At 41.0% G+C, this 17783-nt stretch carries 12 protein-coding genes; 5 read left to right on the top strand and 7 right to left on the bottom strand.

All coding sequences use genetic code 11. The annotated features are described in order from the left end of the window. Positions 1 to 47: 47 nt before the first annotated feature. Together LBN07_00915 and LBN07_00910 are read left to right on the top strand one after the other, a co-directional pair. Positions 48 to 1022, top strand: a complete 975-nt coding sequence (locus LBN07_00915) for a hypothetical protein (GenBank protein MDR0850029.1) — start codon at positions 48 to 50, stop codon at positions 1020 to 1022. Positions 1023 to 1034: 12 nt separating this feature from the next. Then, positions 1035 to 6497: a hypothetical protein gene (locus tag LBN07_00910; protein MDR0850028.1), complete on the top strand. Its 5463-nt coding sequence runs from the start codon at positions 1035 to 1037 to the stop codon at positions 6495 to 6497. Positions 6498 to 6587: 90 nt separating this feature from the next. Here the strand turns inward: LBN07_00910 and gatB are convergent, their stop codons facing one another. The 4 genes from gatB to aspS are packed head-to-tail and all read right to left on the bottom strand — an operon-like array spanning position 6588 to position 11034. Further along, positions 6588 to 8024: an Asp-tRNA(Asn)/Glu-tRNA(Gln) amidotransferase subunit GatB gene (gene gatB / locus LBN07_00905; GenBank protein MDR0850027.1), complete on the bottom strand. Its 1437-nt coding sequence runs from the start codon at positions 8022 to 8024 to the stop codon at positions 6588 to 6590. After that, positions 8024 to 9448, bottom strand: a complete 1425-nt coding sequence (gene gatA / locus LBN07_00900) for an Asp-tRNA(Asn)/Glu-tRNA(Gln) amidotransferase subunit GatA (protein MDR0850026.1) — start codon at positions 9446 to 9448, stop codon at positions 8024 to 8026. The genes gatB and gatA overlap by 1 nt, the downstream gene beginning before the upstream one ends. Next, positions 9448 to 9735, bottom strand: coding sequence for an Asp-tRNA(Asn)/Glu-tRNA(Gln) amidotransferase subunit GatC (gatC, locus tag LBN07_00895; GenBank protein MDR0850025.1), 288 nt, complete (start codon positions 9733 to 9735; stop codon positions 9448 to 9450). Before gatC ends, gatA begins: the two co-directional genes overlap by 1 nt. 12 nt (positions 9736 to 9747) lie before the next feature. Then, positions 9748 to 11034, bottom strand: coding sequence for an aspartate--tRNA(Asn) ligase (gene aspS / locus LBN07_00890; GenBank protein ID MDR0850024.1), 1287 nt, complete (start codon positions 11032 to 11034; stop codon positions 9748 to 9750). Positions 11035 to 11393: 359 nt separating this feature from the next. On the opposite strand from aspS, the gene LBN07_00885 reads away from it, so the two are divergent. Then, positions 11394 to 12056, top strand: a complete 663-nt coding sequence (locus LBN07_00885; GenBank protein ID MDR0850023.1) for a hypothetical protein — start codon at positions 11394 to 11396, stop codon at positions 12054 to 12056. A 120-nt stretch (positions 12057 to 12176) separates the two neighbouring features. Next, positions 12177 to 12464, top strand: coding sequence for a hydrogenase maturation nickel metallochaperone HypA (locus LBN07_00880; GenBank protein MDR0850022.1), 288 nt, complete (start codon positions 12177 to 12179; stop codon positions 12462 to 12464). A 144-nt stretch (positions 12465 to 12608) separates the two neighbouring features. Here LBN07_00880 and metG read toward each other — a convergent pair whose 3' ends face one another. Further along, on the bottom strand, positions 12609 to 14321 hold the full coding sequence (gene metG, locus LBN07_00875) for a methionine--tRNA ligase (protein MDR0850021.1): 1713 nt from the start codon (positions 14319 to 14321) through the stop codon (positions 12609 to 12611). A gap of 64 nt (positions 14322 to 14385) precedes the next feature. Beyond that, positions 14386 to 14862 (bottom strand): CinA family protein, encoded by a 477-nt coding sequence (locus tag LBN07_00870; protein MDR0850020.1) that lies wholly within the window; start codon positions 14860 to 14862, stop codon positions 14386 to 14388. Positions 14863 to 15097: 235 nt separating this feature from the next. Here LBN07_00870 and LBN07_00865 point away from each other — a divergent pair, with 235 nt between their 5' ends. After that, the gene (locus LBN07_00865) at positions 15098 to 15952 is read left to right on the top strand and encodes an SDR family NAD(P)-dependent oxidoreductase (GenBank protein ID MDR0850019.1); all 855 of its coding nucleotides are present in this window, start codon (positions 15098 to 15100) and stop codon (positions 15950 to 15952) included. 73 nt (positions 15953 to 16025) lie between these two features. Here the strand turns inward: LBN07_00865 and LBN07_00860 are convergent, their stop codons facing one another. Then, positions 16026 to 17783 (bottom strand): hypothetical protein, encoded by a 1758-nt coding sequence (locus tag LBN07_00860; GenBank protein MDR0850018.1) that lies wholly within the window; start codon positions 17781 to 17783, stop codon positions 16026 to 16028.

The following is a 17783-nucleotide window of genomic DNA, read 5'->3' as shown; positions in this document are numbered from 1 at the left end:
TGTGTGACATTAATTAAAAATTAAAAAAATAACGGGAGAAAAAATATATGGCAAAAGCTGTTAAGATGACCAAGCAAGGCCTCACGGCGCTGGTGGTTATGATTGTTCTTGGAGCCGCAACGGGCATTTTTATAGGCGTGTGGTGGGTCAAAAATTTGGCAGGAGGAGAGATGATAGACTACTCGGCTTATGATCCTGTCTATTTCAGGCAGCAAAACGGAAGCCTAAGCCTTAACTATTATCAGTCATTTTTGACGCCAAGTGAGGGGCAGCTTAACAAGAATAACATTCAGCAGCTCTTTTTGGCAGCGCAGCGAAACAGCGAAACAGCCAATAAATACACCCTTAAATCAGTAGGACTTGTTGACACTATTGCAAAGCAAGAAATCAGAGGCTATAAAAAATATGACGCAAGCAGCACTACGGGCTATAAATTTTATGCTGAAAGTTTTTCTAAGGGTGCCAAGGACGTAGTGGAGCTGACCCATTATAATGACCTCAATCAAATTTCAGTAACTTTGGGAAGTTTTACAAACAAGGACCGATTTGAAGACTTTATGAGCGGGACTCTGGGGAATTATTCCGGCGGAGAATCGGTCACCTATGCAGAATCGGAATACGCTGACAAATATGGTCTTCCTATAACAAACCTTTGTCCTTATATAGTATCCAGTGCAACCCTGATAGACAAAACTGCGGACATAGAAACCTTTAAAAAAATAACTCTTAACAACGGCAGAGTGGGATATAACTTCAAACTGACACTCGACAGAGTTTATTCAGTTATAGAATATGCAACCCAGATGGTTACGGTAAGCGGACTGACCGACCCCCCTACATTTACTCAAGATATTGTGTTAGATATCACTCTTACCGTTCTTGATGACGGAAAAATTGTATTCTATCAAACTAAAATTGATGAATATTATAACATGAAGTTCGGCGCAATCTCTCCGCGGTGCCACGCAACTCTCACACAGACATTTGACTTCATAAGTGAAGTTGCTATGCCCGCAAGATAAAGGAGTACAGATATGAAAACAATGAGAAAAGGATTAAGATATTTTTTATGTTATCTGGCAATGGCTGCAGTCACTGCCGTAGGTGTTATATTGTTTACTCCTACAAACGCTCCTTCAAATATGCGGCCGACAAATCCGGAAATTGAAACCTCTTTCATCACCGACGCAATTACAAACCTGACAAGCAACGAAAACTATAACATAAACGCTGAAATCAACATAAAACAAGAAGGCTCACAGGATATTAAAATATTGCTGGACCTCAACCTAAACGCCCGAAACACATTCAGCGAGCTTGATGCCTCAGGAACCGCCACTGTTGTTTTAGACGGTCAAAGTTTGACGGTAGGGCTTATTCTGATTGACTCCGATTTGTTTTTGGATATTGACGGCAGCAAGATGCACTTTACCACAAACAATCTTATGAGTGCAGTGGGCATGATTACCGAGCTTCTGGGGCTTGAACCTATAACACTTCCTTCGTTTGACAATTTTGATATGAACATGATAGCCGCTATGTTTGAAGAATATCAGGAGTTTGAACAAAACGGAGAAAAAAGTGTGTCGTTCAGCGTATTCGGCATTGACGTAATGCTGAAGCTGGATAATGACTATAGCATAACCGAAATTATAATTCCCGGCATAAAGCAGGGCGGCCTTAGCATAGACCTTAAGGCAGAACTGAGCAAGCTTGAAACCAATCAAGTGGCAACACCCCAGCTTGCATCTTATAAAGACGGAGAATATATTTCAAAACTTCTGGGCTGCTTTAAAAATCTTGTGAAGAACAACTTCTTAGACTTTATTGCAACCGTAAACTACGGAAGTGACATAAATCTGTTCAGTCAAAGCATTAAGTTTAACGCTCAGGTTGACCTTAAAAACCTTCAGACAACCGTCACTAGCAACAGCTTTGGCGATCTGCTTTCTTTTACATACGCAAATGAAATGGTTTACACTCAGTTTGGCGGCATTAAAATAAAAAGCAGTGTTAAAGACCTTACTAAATTATTGGACCTATATCAAAGCATAGGGTCAACATTGGGTGAACTTAATATACCCGAAATAAACGATGCTCTCTCAACCATTGACGAATATCTTGATATGCTGAATATCAACATTGACACCGGCAACATAACCCTAGAACAAATCACACAGCTGATTGCTCTGGCCTATAGCGTTGACATATATGACAACTGGTTTATGTTGGAAGTAGGGTCTGCAACAATACATATAGAGACTTCTGACGAAAATATTTCTCAGATAATCATTAGTTCAGACAACGTATCAGTAACCCTGAGTAATATCAAAAACACCGGAAATCTAAATCCCGTAAACGGCAGTGAATATCTTAACTTTAATGAAATCTACCCCACCCTTAAGGCTGCTGCTGACACCGCAAACAAGCTTACTTTCAGCGGAACATTGTATATTAAAAATGACATACGCAACCTTGAGTTTAACTACAGCGCAAAGTGGCAAAACGGCGCGCCTGTGATTAACCTCAGCACCGTATTCGGCGGCAAAACAATTAACTTAACCTATACCGACAGTGCAGTATATTTTGCTATTGACGGAATAAAGGTATACGTAAGCTCTCCGGAGGATTTTGGAGGTCTGATGAGACTTCTTAGCTCTACCTTTGGGTTTGAAGTAAATCTGCCTGATATCAATATGCTGACACAACTATACCTAAAAGACATCTCGGTTCAGTTCATAAGCGAAATTAAACCATTAATAAACGGACTTAGCATACTCCTTAGCGACGGCACAAGAATTACTCTTAACCATTCAGGCGGACTTCTCAGCAACATTTCATTTATAAACGGAGGTATCAACGCTTGTCTTTCAATAAATACAAATAATGTAACCTTTCCTGTTATAGACAAAAATGAGTATATTAACTATAGTATAATCGTTGAGCAAATCGGCAAATTCATTGATCTGGCACGCGCCGACAACCTAAAGGTTTCGGGGCAGTTCAGTTTCAACGCCAACGGCACAGCGGTTGCAATCAACCTGATTACTTCAATAAATATCCAAACTTATGACAGTGTGAGCATAGTTGACGTAATAATCGACGGCACAACCTACAATGCAACATTATATTACAGTAGCGGTGTATTCTATGTGCAGTACGGTGACTATAAGGTCAGCGTTTCATCAGGCAAGATAGAACAACTATTAAGTTTTGTTGCAGATAAGCTACCAAATTATTACGACTATTCTACCTTGCTTGAACCCTTTGAAGAATATATTTCACTTCTGCAAAACCCGAGCACCCTGCTTGATGAAATTCCTGAGTCATTAAGCTCACAAATTGATTTGTTTGAACAATATATAGAAAAGATTGAAAGTATAACTCTCACAAACAGCGGAAATCTGGTGCTGACACTCAATATAAATGGGCAGACAATCAGCGTTACTCTGGGTGACAACATTGTTATCAATGCTTTTGACAGCATGGTTTCAATTGAACAAATTTCAGCGTTTGATGCGCTTCCAACCGACAACAGCGACTATCTCAACGCAGACAACTTTATTGACCTGCTTGAAACAATTGAAGCTACTGTCAGTTCAAAAACACTCGCTTTTGATGTGGCAGTTCAATACGACAGTTACACAATCGAAGCGGCAATAGACATTGACTTCAGAGATGGTTTAAAAGTAAATATTACTTCAAATAGTTTTGGCAGTCCGCTCAATATCACCTATATCAACGACACTATATATCTGGTGTTTGGCGAAATCAAAATCAGCTGCACGCTAAGTCAGCTTGACGAGATATTAGACTACGCCCAGAACGAATTGTTTGACACATTGACCAACATGAACCTTGAAGCTATAGACGATTTGCTCGAACAAATCACCGACACCTTTGAAAATACTGAAGAGCTCACCGTCATGGAAATTTATAATGCACTTAAGGCTATGACCTTTGGTGACATAATAAGCGGTGCGTTCAGAGACATAAGTTTTGAGCTCACAACTTCAGACGGAAAAATCACCGACATAAATGTTAATACCCAAGATGCAGCAATCAGCGCAGCTGTTGCCTCACGTCAGCCAGCGATATCCGCTCCTTTAAACTGCACAAATTGGGATGACCTATTCCCCACCATTAAGGCGCTGGTCAACACTCTTGCAAACCTTACTGTTAGCGGAACGGGACAAATATCATTTGTTTACAACGGCTCACAAGAAACATTCAACTTTGATTATATAATAAGCTTTGTTGACAGCAACCTTATTCTTCAGCTTTCAATGCAAATGTATGGACACAGCATTATTATCACCCTGCAGGACGGTATCATCTTTATAGAGCTTGACGGCGTAAAACTTCAGGCCACTTATGATGATATTAAAGAACTTGTAACATACATAAACGATAAGTTCGGAACAGAGCTTTCAATACCCGACCAGCTGATTGATATGGCAAAGAAACTGAGCCTGCAGGATATTAATGTCAGCTTCCTGCAAAGTATGACTGCAAACGGCAGCACGCTTACTATTAACTTTGACAGCAGCACAATGCTTCAGATTAAAAATCAGGGCGGGCTTATCAGTGAAATAAACTTTGTATACACCGACATTGTGGCTACTCTGTTTATAAGTCAGGTGGGGGGTATAACCATACCCGACATAGACCAGGCTTCAAGAGACGGCTATCTGCGGTATGTTGAGCTTACAAAGTATATGGACGAAATATCACAGCTTATTGAAGACTTTAAAAATGAAGCAACCGACCAATATCAGTTCCTTGGTCAGATAGGCATATACGAAGCCGATCTGAACTATGCTTCTGAAACAAACAAGGCACGCGACAACTACGGTGTATCTTATGGCGCAAGCGTTTATGACAATGCTCTCAGTCGCGTTCTGCTTGACATTCAAGACTTGTCATTCGAACTGTTTGGCCCCGAAAACATACTTCTTGAAGCTTTGCACATAAACATTGCAGCCTCAGGACGTGGTGCATTATATGACCAATGGGTAAGATACCCTCAGACCCTTGAAGCATGGTATTACAGCAATCCTCCCGACCCGCAGACAAGTGCACCGGGAGACGGACACCTGTATCTTAATACCAACGGACTTAAGGGACAAATGAATAAATCCAATATAAGAGAAGTATTTGAAACAGCCAAGTTCGCCCTGCCCCACTATCTCGATACTTCAGGCTTCCAAGAAATTCTGGATGCGGTATTGTTTAATGACAACCACGATATGATGATAGATTTGGCACTTGCCAGCAGTGGTATGGAAGAAATGGGTGAAGAAGGCATAGATATCTTTGGAATTCTGCGCAATTACGCTCCTCTTATCACCAGCCTCACTATGGACCAAACCGGCAAGATTTCGCTTGACCTTGATATCGGAAGCCTGCTTAACTATCAGTGGGGAGAAAACATCATCACTATTGAAATACAATTTAACGGTCAGAAATTGCAGCTTGACATGTATGGACTTAAGGTGGGCGAAGGCATTTATATGAACCTTACCGGCATTACTGTTGACACGATACCTTCAATTGCACGCGCACCCGCAGATCCTGGAAATTATATGGACTTCTCAACCCTTGCAAACTTCTTAGGTGAGGTTGATGACACAATTCAGACCAGCTATAATGCCTCTGAGCAAAGTTACAACATGGGTATAGCAAGCGGCAGTTACATAAACATTAACCTTAACGCATATAACATAGCAAGCTGTGAACTGAGGCTTACAATACAAAATGCAGAGTTTAAACTGCACGAGGACGGAAGCTTTGAGGCTATGATAAGTCTTACACTTCCCGGAAGAAATGTCAGCCTGTTCGGGCTTATCGGTGTTCAAAACATAAATGAGCCAAGTAATGCAAACTCCAACACAACAAACCACTCCGTAAAAATATATATCACCGACAGGCTTGAGGGCAGACCGATGATATATGTAGACAGAACAACAACATATAAAACGGGCGGTTTCTTAGGTATTGGAGCTAAGAACGCAACAGATTATATAAAAGCCCGTCACGACCCAAGTAACATGGATGTGTTTGTGCTTATTCAGGATATCTGCGGCTTCACCAATGACATTATGGAGCAATTTAGAGCGGATGTTGAATATATAGACGGACCGACCAAGATTGAGAAAGTAATCAAAAACTATACCTACACTCAAAACGGAAGCAACAAAGAATATCGAGTAGACTTTGACTTGCAACAGCTGACTTTAGTTAAGATGATGAACCCTTATGACTCAACTTATTACACTCACTTCAAGGCAACTACATCTCTTAAAAACGGAAAGTATTTGCTGAACAATCTGTTTATTGATAAAATCAGGATTAATGCAAAGTCGGGCTCACTTGAAGCTAAGGTGGACATATACGGAAACATAGCCTTTGACCAAAATAAATACGGCGTGGCCTATAATTTCAATACTATGTATGCTCTTAACCCAACCAGCTTCGGAAACATTAAATATCCATGATAAACAACAAAAAAAACCTCTCATATGAGAGGTTTTTTTGTTATTGCAAGCCAAAAGCGCGGCAAATGATTTACATATTCTAATCTGTTTTTATTTTTGCTCACTAAGCTTCTTTTGCAAAATGGGCATGGCAACTTCTACTTTGGCAGCTCCCGCAGTTTTTCGCATAACCTGTCCCATAAAAAATTTAATAACTTTATCAGGCTCGGTTTTATAATCCTCCACTGCTCTGGGGTTGGCTGCAAGTGCTTCGTCAATAATTTTTATAATTTCGTTTTCCGAAATTCCAGTCAGTATGCCCCCGGTTTTAGCGGTTTCCTTTGCGTCAAGCTTTGTGAAGCACACTTTTTCAAACAGCTCCTTAGCGCTTAGTCTCGTAATTTCCTTTTGCTCCACCATTTTGATAATTTGAACAAGGTTACTCACCAAAATTATGTCATTAAGATTATTCGTTTCTTTTTCCTTAAGCTTTCTAAGAACCTCTGTCATAATCCAATTAGATACAATCTTGGCGTTGTCAAACTGCTTTAACACCTCTTCAAAATAGTTGGAGATAAAAAGCTCGCTTGTCAGAATTTTTGCATCATAAAGAGGTAACTTCAGTTCGGTCACATAATAGTTCTTACGCTGCTCGCTCAGCCGCGGCAATCCAAGCTTGGTTTCTGAAACAAGTTTGTTTCCGACCTTAATGGCCAAAATGTCGGGGTCCGGAAAGTATCTGTAGTCATTTGCTTCTTCTTTGTTTCGCATGGCAAAGCTTTTACCCTTGTTATCATCCCACTTACGGGTTTGCTGTATGATTTTCTCTCCATTTTCAATGGCTTCAACCTGACGTTTTGCCTCATAGTCTATAGCCCTTCCAACCATTTTGAAGGAGTTGAGATTTTTCATTTCTGTTCTCGTGCCCAAAACCTTGCTACCCGCAGGCTTTACTGACAGGTTTACATCACATCTCATGCCGCCCTGCTCCATTCTGCACTCGGCAATCCCGCCAAACACAAGATTGCTTCGCAGCTTCATCATAAACTCAACTGCATCTTCAGCATTAGTTATGTCAGGTTCAGTTACAATTTCAATAAGAGGCACGCCGCCCCGATTATAATCAATCAAAGACCCTACAGTAGAGTTTACGTGCGTAAGCTTTCCCGCATCCTCTTCAAGATGAATACGGTTAAGCCGTATAAACTTTCCGCTGTCCAATGTTATACCGCCGCCAAGACACAGCGGCTTCTGAAGCTGACTTATTTGATAAGCCTTGCTGAGGTCAGGATAAAAATAGTTCTTCCTCTCAAATATAGTCAGAGGCGAAATTTTACAGCCCATACAAAGACCTGCTTTGACAGCAAGCTCCACTGCTTTCCTATTTATTACCGGAAGCGCTCCCGGAAGACCTATGCACACCGGACACACATTAGTGTTAGGCTCTGCCCCAAATTCATTTTTACAGCTGCAAAACACCTTAGTATTGGTGTTAAGCTCAGCGTGAATTTCAAGACCAATTGTTATGTCAAAATCTTTTATACTCATTATCTGCCGCCTCCTTTGTATTTTCTAAACACAAAATCAGCAACGGAAATAAGTGTTTTTTCATCAAACTTTTTACTCATCAGCTGAAGGCCCAGCGGCAAGTTTGCCTTGCCTTTTGCAAAAGGAATACTTATGGCGGGAATGCCCACCAAGTTTGCAAAGATGGTAAACATATCCTCTTTATACTCTTCAACGGGGTCCATAACGCTATCCAGCTTAAACGCCTCACCAAGTGCGGTAGGCAACATTATTACATCGCACTTTTCAAATGCCTTTTCAGTATCTTTTATGAGCTGCTGCTGAATACGCTTGGCCTTTACATAATAAGCATCAAAATATCCGCTGCTCAAAACAAAGTTACCCAGCATAATTCTGCGCTTAACTTCCTTCCCGAAGCCCTCAGTGCGGCTTAAAATATATATATCTTCTACGCTGCCGGCCTTTTCGCTTCGTCTGCTATATTTTATTCCGTCAAACCTGCCAAGATTGCTGGCGGCCTCTGCCGGTGAAATAATATAATACAGCGGCAGTGAAAGCTTGTAGTTCGGAACAGATACCTCAACAATTTCGGCACCGCTTTGCTTTAAAACTTCTAAAACGGCTTTATATTTGTCATAACACTCAAGCGTCTTTGTAATTTGATCAACCTCTTTGATTATACCTATCTTCTTGCCTTTGATGCCGACCAAGGCACAATAATCATCAACTTTTTCCTGCGAGCTGGTTTGGTCTTTGGGGTCAGAGCCTGCCATAACCTTTAATAATATTGCCGCATCCTCCACGGTCTTGGTGATGGGACCTATCTGGTCAAGACTACTGCCAAAAGCAATCAGTCCATAACGGCTTACTCTTCCGTAGCTTGGCTTTAGACCCACAACACCGTTAAGACTCGCAGGCTGTCTGATAGACCCGCCGGTGTCACTGCCAAGAGCTGCAACACACAGGTCAAGCGCCGTTGCCACGGCACTGCCGCCGCTAGAGCCCCCGGGAACACGAGTGTCGTCATAGGCGTTTTTACAAATGCCGAAAGCTGAATTTCGCGTAGATGAGCCCATGGCAAACTCGTCCATGTTGCTACGCCCTAAAATCACAGCACCGGCATCAAGCAACTTTTGTACTGCAGTTGCAGTATATTGAGCTTTATAATTTTCTAAAAACTTTGAAGCACACGAAGTGGTTTTTCCCTCATAAAGCAGATTATCTTTGATAAGGATAGGCACACCCAAAAGCGGAAGGTCTTTGCCTTTTTTTATTTGTTTGTCACATTCTTTAGCCTGTGTCAGTGCGTCGTCAAACACCTCTAACACAGCGTTTTTATCCTTATACTTTTTTATTCTGTCAACATAATATTTTGTGAGCGCTTCACTCGTAATTTTGCCTTCCTTCAAAAGCTTTCGAGCTTGAGTTATAGTCAGATTTTCCATCAGTCCACCACCTTCGGAACGTTATATTGCCCCTTGCGTTGTTTTGGTGCATTGATAAGAGCCAGCTTCTGCGGCATGCTCACACCTACTTTATCTTCTCGCAGCTGAGACACATCAACGGCATCCGGATATTCCAGCTCACCCTTAGCCTCAGCGTCTGCAATCTGGCCCACCATCTTTAAAATATTATTAAACTGCGGAATAAACTCTTTAAGCTCCGCTTCACCAAATTTCAGCGCAGATAACCTGGCCAAATGCCTCACTTCTTCCAAATCTACGGTTTCCATACACTCTCCTCTTTATGGTTTTATTCTGGTCGGTCCTCTGAAGATATATTGCATTTCTTTGATTGTAGGGACACCTAACAGCAGCATTGTTATGCGCTCAACTCCAATTCCAAAGCCTCCATGCGGCGGACAACCGTACCTAAAAAAGTCAAGGTAGAACTGTATCTTTTCTTGTGTGAGCCCGCGGCTGATTGCCTGTGTCTTAAGCTGCTCGTATCTGTGCTCACGCTGAGCTCCTGTAGTAATTTCCATACCTTTAAAATATAAGTCATAGCCAAGAGCTTTAGATTGGTCTTTGGGGTCTTTCATGTGATAGAAGGCTCTTATATCAGCGGGGTAATCTGTTACAAAATAGAACTCGTGGCCCTGAGCTTTCATATATTCACCAAGCGCACGCTCTGTTTCGGTGCTCAGGTCATCACCGTCTTCTATGTCTTGGCCCTGTTCTCTTAAGATTCTGGCAGCTTCGCTCAAGGTTATCCTCTTAAACGGCAACTTGGGCACCTCAATTTCTATATTCAGCAACTCCTTAATTTCAGTGCCATACTTTTCACTGACTGCTTTTATTCCGGCAACCAGCATTTCCTCTTCAAGTTTCATAATATCATTGTAGCTGTCAATATAAGCAAACTCCACATCAAAGCCTGTGAATTCGGTTGCGTGTTTGTTGGTGAAACTCTTTTCGGCTCTAAATACCGGAGCTATCTCAAAATATCTTTCAAAACCACTTGCTATACCCATTTGTTTATAGAATTGTGGAGATTGAGCAAGATAAGCTTTTTCACCAAAATAATCTACAGTAAACAAATCCGAGCCCGATTCACTCGGTTCGCTTATAATTTTGGGCGAATGCATTTCAACAAAACCATTGTCAAGAAGATATCTTCTCATGCCGTCAACAAGCACCGTTTGTGCCTTAAAGATAAGCGCTTTTTCGGGTGCCCTCAGGTCAATCCACCGATAGTCAAGGCGCTGGTCAATGCTGCTTTTTTCATCAATGGGTGGGGTTTCGGCCGCACTTAAAACTTCAATTTCTGATGGCATAAACTCTACCCCGCCAAGCTTTACGGCCGGATTCTGCTTAAGCTCTCCTTCAACCTTTATGACCGAATAAGGTGTTAACCCTTCTATTGACTTGGTGAGGGCATCTCCTTCTTTTTTTAACACAGTCACCTGAATGGCAGACGAAATATCCCGAAGTATTATAAAGGCGATGTTTTTCTGGTCTCTCACCTTTTCAACAAATCCGGCAATCTGCTGCTTTGAGCCTGCTTTCAGTTCTTTTATCAATGTTCTCATATTTTTCTCCTTTAACAAAAAACACTTCCCGGTTTTTATCACCAAGAAGTGTAGGCAACACGGCAGGGCAACAAAACCGTTTTTCAAAGCTTATACATTATTGCCATTATTGCTGCTAAAATGAATTGTTTTCATGTCTTTAATTATACCCTTGCAACAAATTTTGTCAAGTGAATTGTGCAATATTGTGTCATCAAAGCCTAATAACCTCTAAATCATCGGGCACATAAACTGCGCCGGAAAATTTTTAATGATTTCTGCAGCATTTTGCCCTATATGTTAGATGACACAAAATAATATTTTTGACATAAACGTTGCATTAAACTTAAATGTATTGTATAATAATTTTGGAGAAACATATGGAGAGAAAATTTTGCACGCAGTGCGGAGCTGCGATGAATAATAAAAATAAATGCGACTTTTGCGGTAGCAGTTATCAGGACTCAACCTCAACTTCTACAAAAAACACACCTAGACTGAAAGACGCTGATATAGGTCATGTTCTAAAAGACCTTCAACCCTCAAAAATTATGGCACTGCCGATAATAATTTTTGCCTGCCTGTGGTGCGGCGGAGCACTCAGCGGCGGCATTACTATGTTAAGTATAGGTGACGGCACCGCGTCCATTATGGCTCTGATACCGATTGGCATGTGCCTGTTTGGCGTAGTTGTGTTCAGCATATTTGTTTCGTCAATATTGAGCGGCGGAACAAAAAAAATTTTAAAACTTTGGCAAAGCGAAAGATATGACGAAGCCTTTAAGATGTGCGAAACAAAAAGCGGAGATAACTACAAAATCGCATGGGCACTGATTGCCTTCCACCGATATTATCGCGATGACGAGGCCAATCAAAAATTATTGCTTGCCTCAAACAATTCGCTCTATTCCGCTGCATCAAAATCAGCTGCCGTGTCACAGCTTTTGCAGCACTTCAACATAAAAGTCACCGCACCGCCAAGTAATACCGGCTCATCCACAAACACAACGATACATTTTGGCGGCGGCCATCACAGACATTAGAAAGAAATAAAGGGCACATATAACTTGACTAGGGTTCCGACCACTTCTTGGTCTGCAGAAATGTTCAGTGACATACATGTGAATCCTGTCCCGTAAAGAGAAAAAGGATAAAGAAGAATTATGAAGAGCAATAAATGCCATAACTGCGGAGCAAACATTGACCTAAAAACCCTGACCTGCCCCTATTGCGGGTCAACATATGTTCAGCCGACGGAGGTAGCAAAGTCCTCCTCTTTTTCAGTCACCCTTAATGGCTTTTTAAACGATATTAGCAAGGCCTTAAAGCCCCTTGACGAAGCCATAAAACCGCTTTATAACGAAATCAGCAACGGCATTAAAAACGGTGTTGAAAAAGGCAAAGAAAACACCAACCAGCCTACTGCTAAGAATTCAGGGAAAACCGATTAACCCACCGCTAAAAATGATGATTAACAAAAAATACGACCGATTGGTCGCGTTTTTTTATCACAAAGCAATTCCTTTATTTATTAGGGTTTCAGCCATATCTCCTCTATGCGGCCCAACGGTCGCGAAATATAGATTTATACAAAATCATCCGTTGTTTTTAAACTCATACGGCTCTGAAAATATCTCAATAAGCCGCTTCAGTCTGTCGTCGTCCACGCGCTCAAACAAGGGCTTAGGCGGCAGGCTGACATGATCTTTTTTGATAATAAGCTCACTTGCTTTTTTCCACATATTGGGCGCGGTTGGGTCATCCTTCAGATTCAGCTGTTCTGTCCACGCCTGTTTTGTTTTGTGGGGCAAGATAGGGCTTGCCACAATGCACAAGCTGGCACAAAGACATTCACAAATATAAAGTGTTTTTATGACCTCATCCATGTTGCCTTGCTTAATCAATTGCCACGGCGCTTTTTGTTCAAGATATTGATTTCCAAAAACGGCGTAACCCATAATTTTTTTATATGCCTCTCTAAACTCGGCGTTGTCAAAAAGCTCTGCTATCTGTTCCGGCACGGTTTCTATCTTTTGCAAAATATCCTTGTCAAATTGGTCAAGTGCGGTATCTTTAGTGATTTCATAGTTTAATTTTCCGCCAAAGTTTTTGTCTGCCATGCTTATTGTGCGGTTAAACAGATTTCCGAACTTGCCTACCAACTCCGAATTAGTGTTGTTCTTAAAATCCTCCCACCTAAAGTCACTGTCTTTGTTTTCTGGGATAACGGTTGTCAGATATGCCCTGAATGTATCAATGTCAATTTCTTCTTTGCCTTCGGCATAGGTACCCAAAAACACGCCCCATTTCTTACTCTTGCTTATCTTCTGCCCTTCAAAGTTTAAAAAGTTTTGCCCTACCACATTATATGGCAAAATATATTCATCACCCTCAATTATCATTTCAGGGAAAAATATCGAGTGAAACTGAATGTTGTCCTTTCCAATAAAGTTATATACCTTAACTGACTTGTCTTTCCACCACAAATACTTATCCTCTCCCGCTTCACGGGAAATAGAGATATATCCTATCGGTGCATCAAACCAAACGTACAAAACCTTATTTTCATAGCCTTTCATCGGAACAGGAAAGCCCCATGTTATGTCACGTGAAATACATCGGTCTCTAAGTCCTTCGCTCACCCATTTTTTTGCTTCGTTATAAACATAAGGCCGCCATACCTTTTTGCAGCCCTCTATCCATTTTTCAAGCTTCTTCACATCTTTGCCCAAGTCCAAAAACACATGCTTAGTTTTTTTAAGAGCTGCCCCGCCGCCGCAAATGGTGCATTTGGCATTCTTCAGCTCGTTGGTGCCAAACAGACTATCACACTTTTCACACTGATCTCCCGCAGCACCGTCGAAACCACAATGCGGGCAGGTGCCTTTCACAAACCTGTCAGGCAGAAAAATATTGCAATGATTACAAAAAAACATCTCCATTTCCCGCTCTTTAATATATCCGCGCTCCAAAAGACGCAAAAAAAAGTTCTGAGTAATTTCTTTATTCTCGGGTGTGTGAGTGTGAGAAAACATATCATAGCTCATGCCAAGCTTTTTATAAATATTGTCATGAATATGATGAAGCTTTATCGTCATATCCTCAACGTCCATATTAAGCTCGCGCGCAGTAATAAGCGCAGGGGTGCCATGCATATCACTTCCGCCCACAAACAAAACCTCGTGTCCCGCGCTGCGGCTGAAACGCGTAAACAAATCAGCCGGCAGGTGACTGCCCACAATATGACCTACATGGGGTATATTATTTACATACGCAAGCGCGCATGTCACAAGTCTTTTTTCCTTCATTCTTCACCTCTTGATTATAATTGTCATTAAAAGCCTAAGGCGTACCACACTGCATTTATCCGTTTCACACCCGCTCAAGCACAGTCTTCAAAATTTCAAGCGCGGCCGTTGCGGCCTGTGTTCTTATTTGGTTGCGGTCCCCTTCAAAATTAAATTCATATACCGAGGTTGTGCCGCAGCACACGCCCACATACACCCTTCCAACGGGTTTGCCGTCCATGGCAGTGGGGCCTGCATTTCCGGTTGTGGAAACTGTCACAAAACCATCACGCCAAATTCCCTCACACATCTGCGCTGCTGTTTCAGCGCTCACTGCGCCAAACTTCGAAAGCGTTTGAGACTCAACTTTCAATCTGTTTTGCTTTGCGTCGTTTGAATAAGTTATAAACCCCTCTTCAACGCACTTGCTGGCACCGTCCTCACCAATGAGAGCACTCACAACAAGCCCTCCTGTAATACTCTCGCATACAGCAATCTTTTTGCACTTGTTTCGGCACAGTCTGAATATATCCTGCACTAATTCACCTAAAATCTCAGTCATGCGATTATTATATCCTATTATCACCATTTTTGCAAAGAAAAAGAAGTAATTTAAATCCGTCATTGCAAAGAAGCAGTCCCATCAGCCAAATCCGCAGGTTCATCAAAGTCGCTATAGGGGCACAGCCCTAGGTAAGTCAAGGAATAACCAGACAATTTCTTTTTATAATTGCTTCGTCAAAACATTTTTAAATCTTTTGTGAGTGTGGTATACTAATTTAAATTCGGAGGTTTATATGCAAGACAAAAAAGAAGATATCAAAGAAAATATAGTTCAAGAAACAAAATACGCACTTGTTACAGGCGCCGCAGGAGGCCTGGCGGCGGCGGCGATAAAAGAACTGAGGGCGCTGGACTTTACAGTTTTTGCGCTGGATATAAACAAGGATGTTTCAAAGATATATAAAGATGACACAAAGATTGTGCCCATCATTTGCGATGTTACGGGGAAAGAAAGCGTTGCAAGTGCCTTTAGCGAAATTGACAAGCTCACAGACAGGCTGGATTTGGTGGCTAACTTTGCCGGAATTATTATGATAGGTTCATTGGTTGAGCGCAGCACTCAGGAATTTGAAAAAATTCTAAACGTAAACGTCGTTGGTATGTATCGCATAAACAAAGCAGCCTTCCCTTATCTTTTAAAAACCAAAGGCAGAATTATAAACATTTCAAGCGAATGCGGAGTTTTTGACGCCGTGCCTTTCAACACTTTCTATACCATAACGAAGCACGCCGTTGAAATTTATAGTGACGGGTTGCGTCGTGAAATCGGGCCGCTCGGAGTTCAAGTAGTCAAAATCCGCCCGGGGGCTTTCAGAACAAATATGCAGGGAGGCGTGCGCGGACAATTTAACCAAGTTGTAGAAAAATCCGAATACTTTAAGGATATTTTAACAAGCATGAGCGGTATGATGGATAAGGAAATAGACAGCGCTAAAGACCCAGCTCTCTTTGCAAAAGTATTTATTAAAGCTGCCACCGACAAAAAGCCAAAGCTTGCCTACAGCATCAACCACTCAAAATCTATGTGGCTGATAAGCAGCCTGCCGGACGGTCTTCAGGATAAGGTATATAAATCATATCTTAAATAAACAAAAAAGCACTACTTAAAAGCAGTGCTTTTTCTTCTTGCTTAATAATCGAAATACTTTTTGAGGTCTTTAATCACAGCGTTCGGTATATCAGCTCTAACTCCATTGTCCCGCTAAATTTTCCGCCCTCACCCACTCCTTCTAAATATGGTATTATTTTTTTATTGTTAACAACAATTTGCCACCCAATGATTGTATTGGTATCGTTAGTTTTTAGACTAAACATAAACACACAATCTACCTGAAATTTAGTCTCCGACTTACTTTGCTTGCCGGCCAGAGCAGTAAATATCTTTGAAACTTTAATCCCTGCTGCCTTCTCACAAAGTTTTCTAAGTCCCCCGACACATTCCCGGTCCCTTATTATTGTGTTTAATTTTTCAGCGTCTTCACTAGATTTTTTTAAATTATCCTTGGCCTCGGTTAAAAAAACCGCAGCCTTTCCGTTCAATACTTTATAAGAAATACTATCTGCATAAATCCTTTTAACCTTCTTCCCCTTTCCTTCTCCGACTAAAATACATTTGTCGCCCTGAGCTCCGGGATAACTCACTCCAATAATCTCATGTAACATTTGTTTATATAAATTAAATGTACAATAAGTAATTATATCCTCCCCTATGCCGGCACTGTCAATTAAACCAATACTTATTGGAGCAAAGTCATTAACATAAAAAGTGTTTTTATAACGCTTTGAAATGGCCAAGTTCCACTTAATAGAACAAATTCTTTGTCTGCTTGCATCAGTAAAAACGATTTCACTAGTCAGTAAAAATAAGCTCTTAACTGAAATTGATGAACCATTTATTAAATAATTATGCAATGCTTCATCCGAAAAGTAATACTCCTTTTCGTTCGGTTGCGTTAAATTCAAATGGGCACCCAGATTAAGTGAGTGTTTAAAAATATGTATGGCATCTTCGGCAGATAATACTTCTTTGTCTTTTATAAACTCCATCATTTCAGCTTCCCGCGATGTTCCATCAAACAACGATTTATAACTGACTTGACTATCCCTGCCAACCTGAAACTCCGCTATGCAGTTTTCACTTCCAAGCATCATAGAAATAAAGCACAAAACGCCTCTGTCAGGGTCCATTGCATGCCCAAATCTGTTTATCTTTGCCGCCAGCTTATCCTGGTACCAATGATACCTTAACGAATCTTCAAATATCCTCTTATAATCAGCAGGACCATACGTTTGATAATCATTATATTTGCTTTTATATTCGGCCAAGCATTTATTATAATAATCCTCTGCATTCAAACTGTTTTCATATATGTTTATAAAACCCCGAATAAGCGCTTCTATCTCAGCGGAATACAGCATACATGACGGCCGCTCAGCATCAACTTTAAGCAGCTCGTTACTTATTTCTTCCCATGCAATAAAATAAGCAACGGAACCGTTTTTTATTGCAATGTGTCTTTCAAAAGAATCAGTAATCTTTTTCCCTCCGCCAAATTCTTTATTCATACCCTTAGACGTCGGACTGATTTTTATCACAGGGAATTTATAAACCTGTCCCCAAAAATAAGTGTCTGACCTTTGCATCTTATGGTCATCCGGAGGTGCTGCGGTAGAATACTCTACAGCAAAAAGCGGGAGCTCTTTTGCTCCTGAAATCACGGTAACTAAAATATCATAATCCTTACTTTTTCTTATTCTGGCAACAACTGAGTTAGAGGGCACGATAGCGCCCTTGGTCTTTTTGTTATAAACTATCAAAATATTTTGTTCTGCAATTTTCTTTGCAGCGCAAATATATTGCTTTAAATCCAGGCCCTGTTCGAAAACTTCGCAATAAATTCTTATCTTATCAATTTCCAT

Source organism: Christensenellaceae bacterium (assembly GCA_031260975.1).
Taxonomy (GTDB): domain Bacteria; phylum Bacillota; class Clostridia; order Christensenellales; family UBA1242; genus JAISKJ01.
Note: the sequence above shows the minus strand (reverse complement) of the source record. Positions and strands in the feature narration are given on the sequence as shown.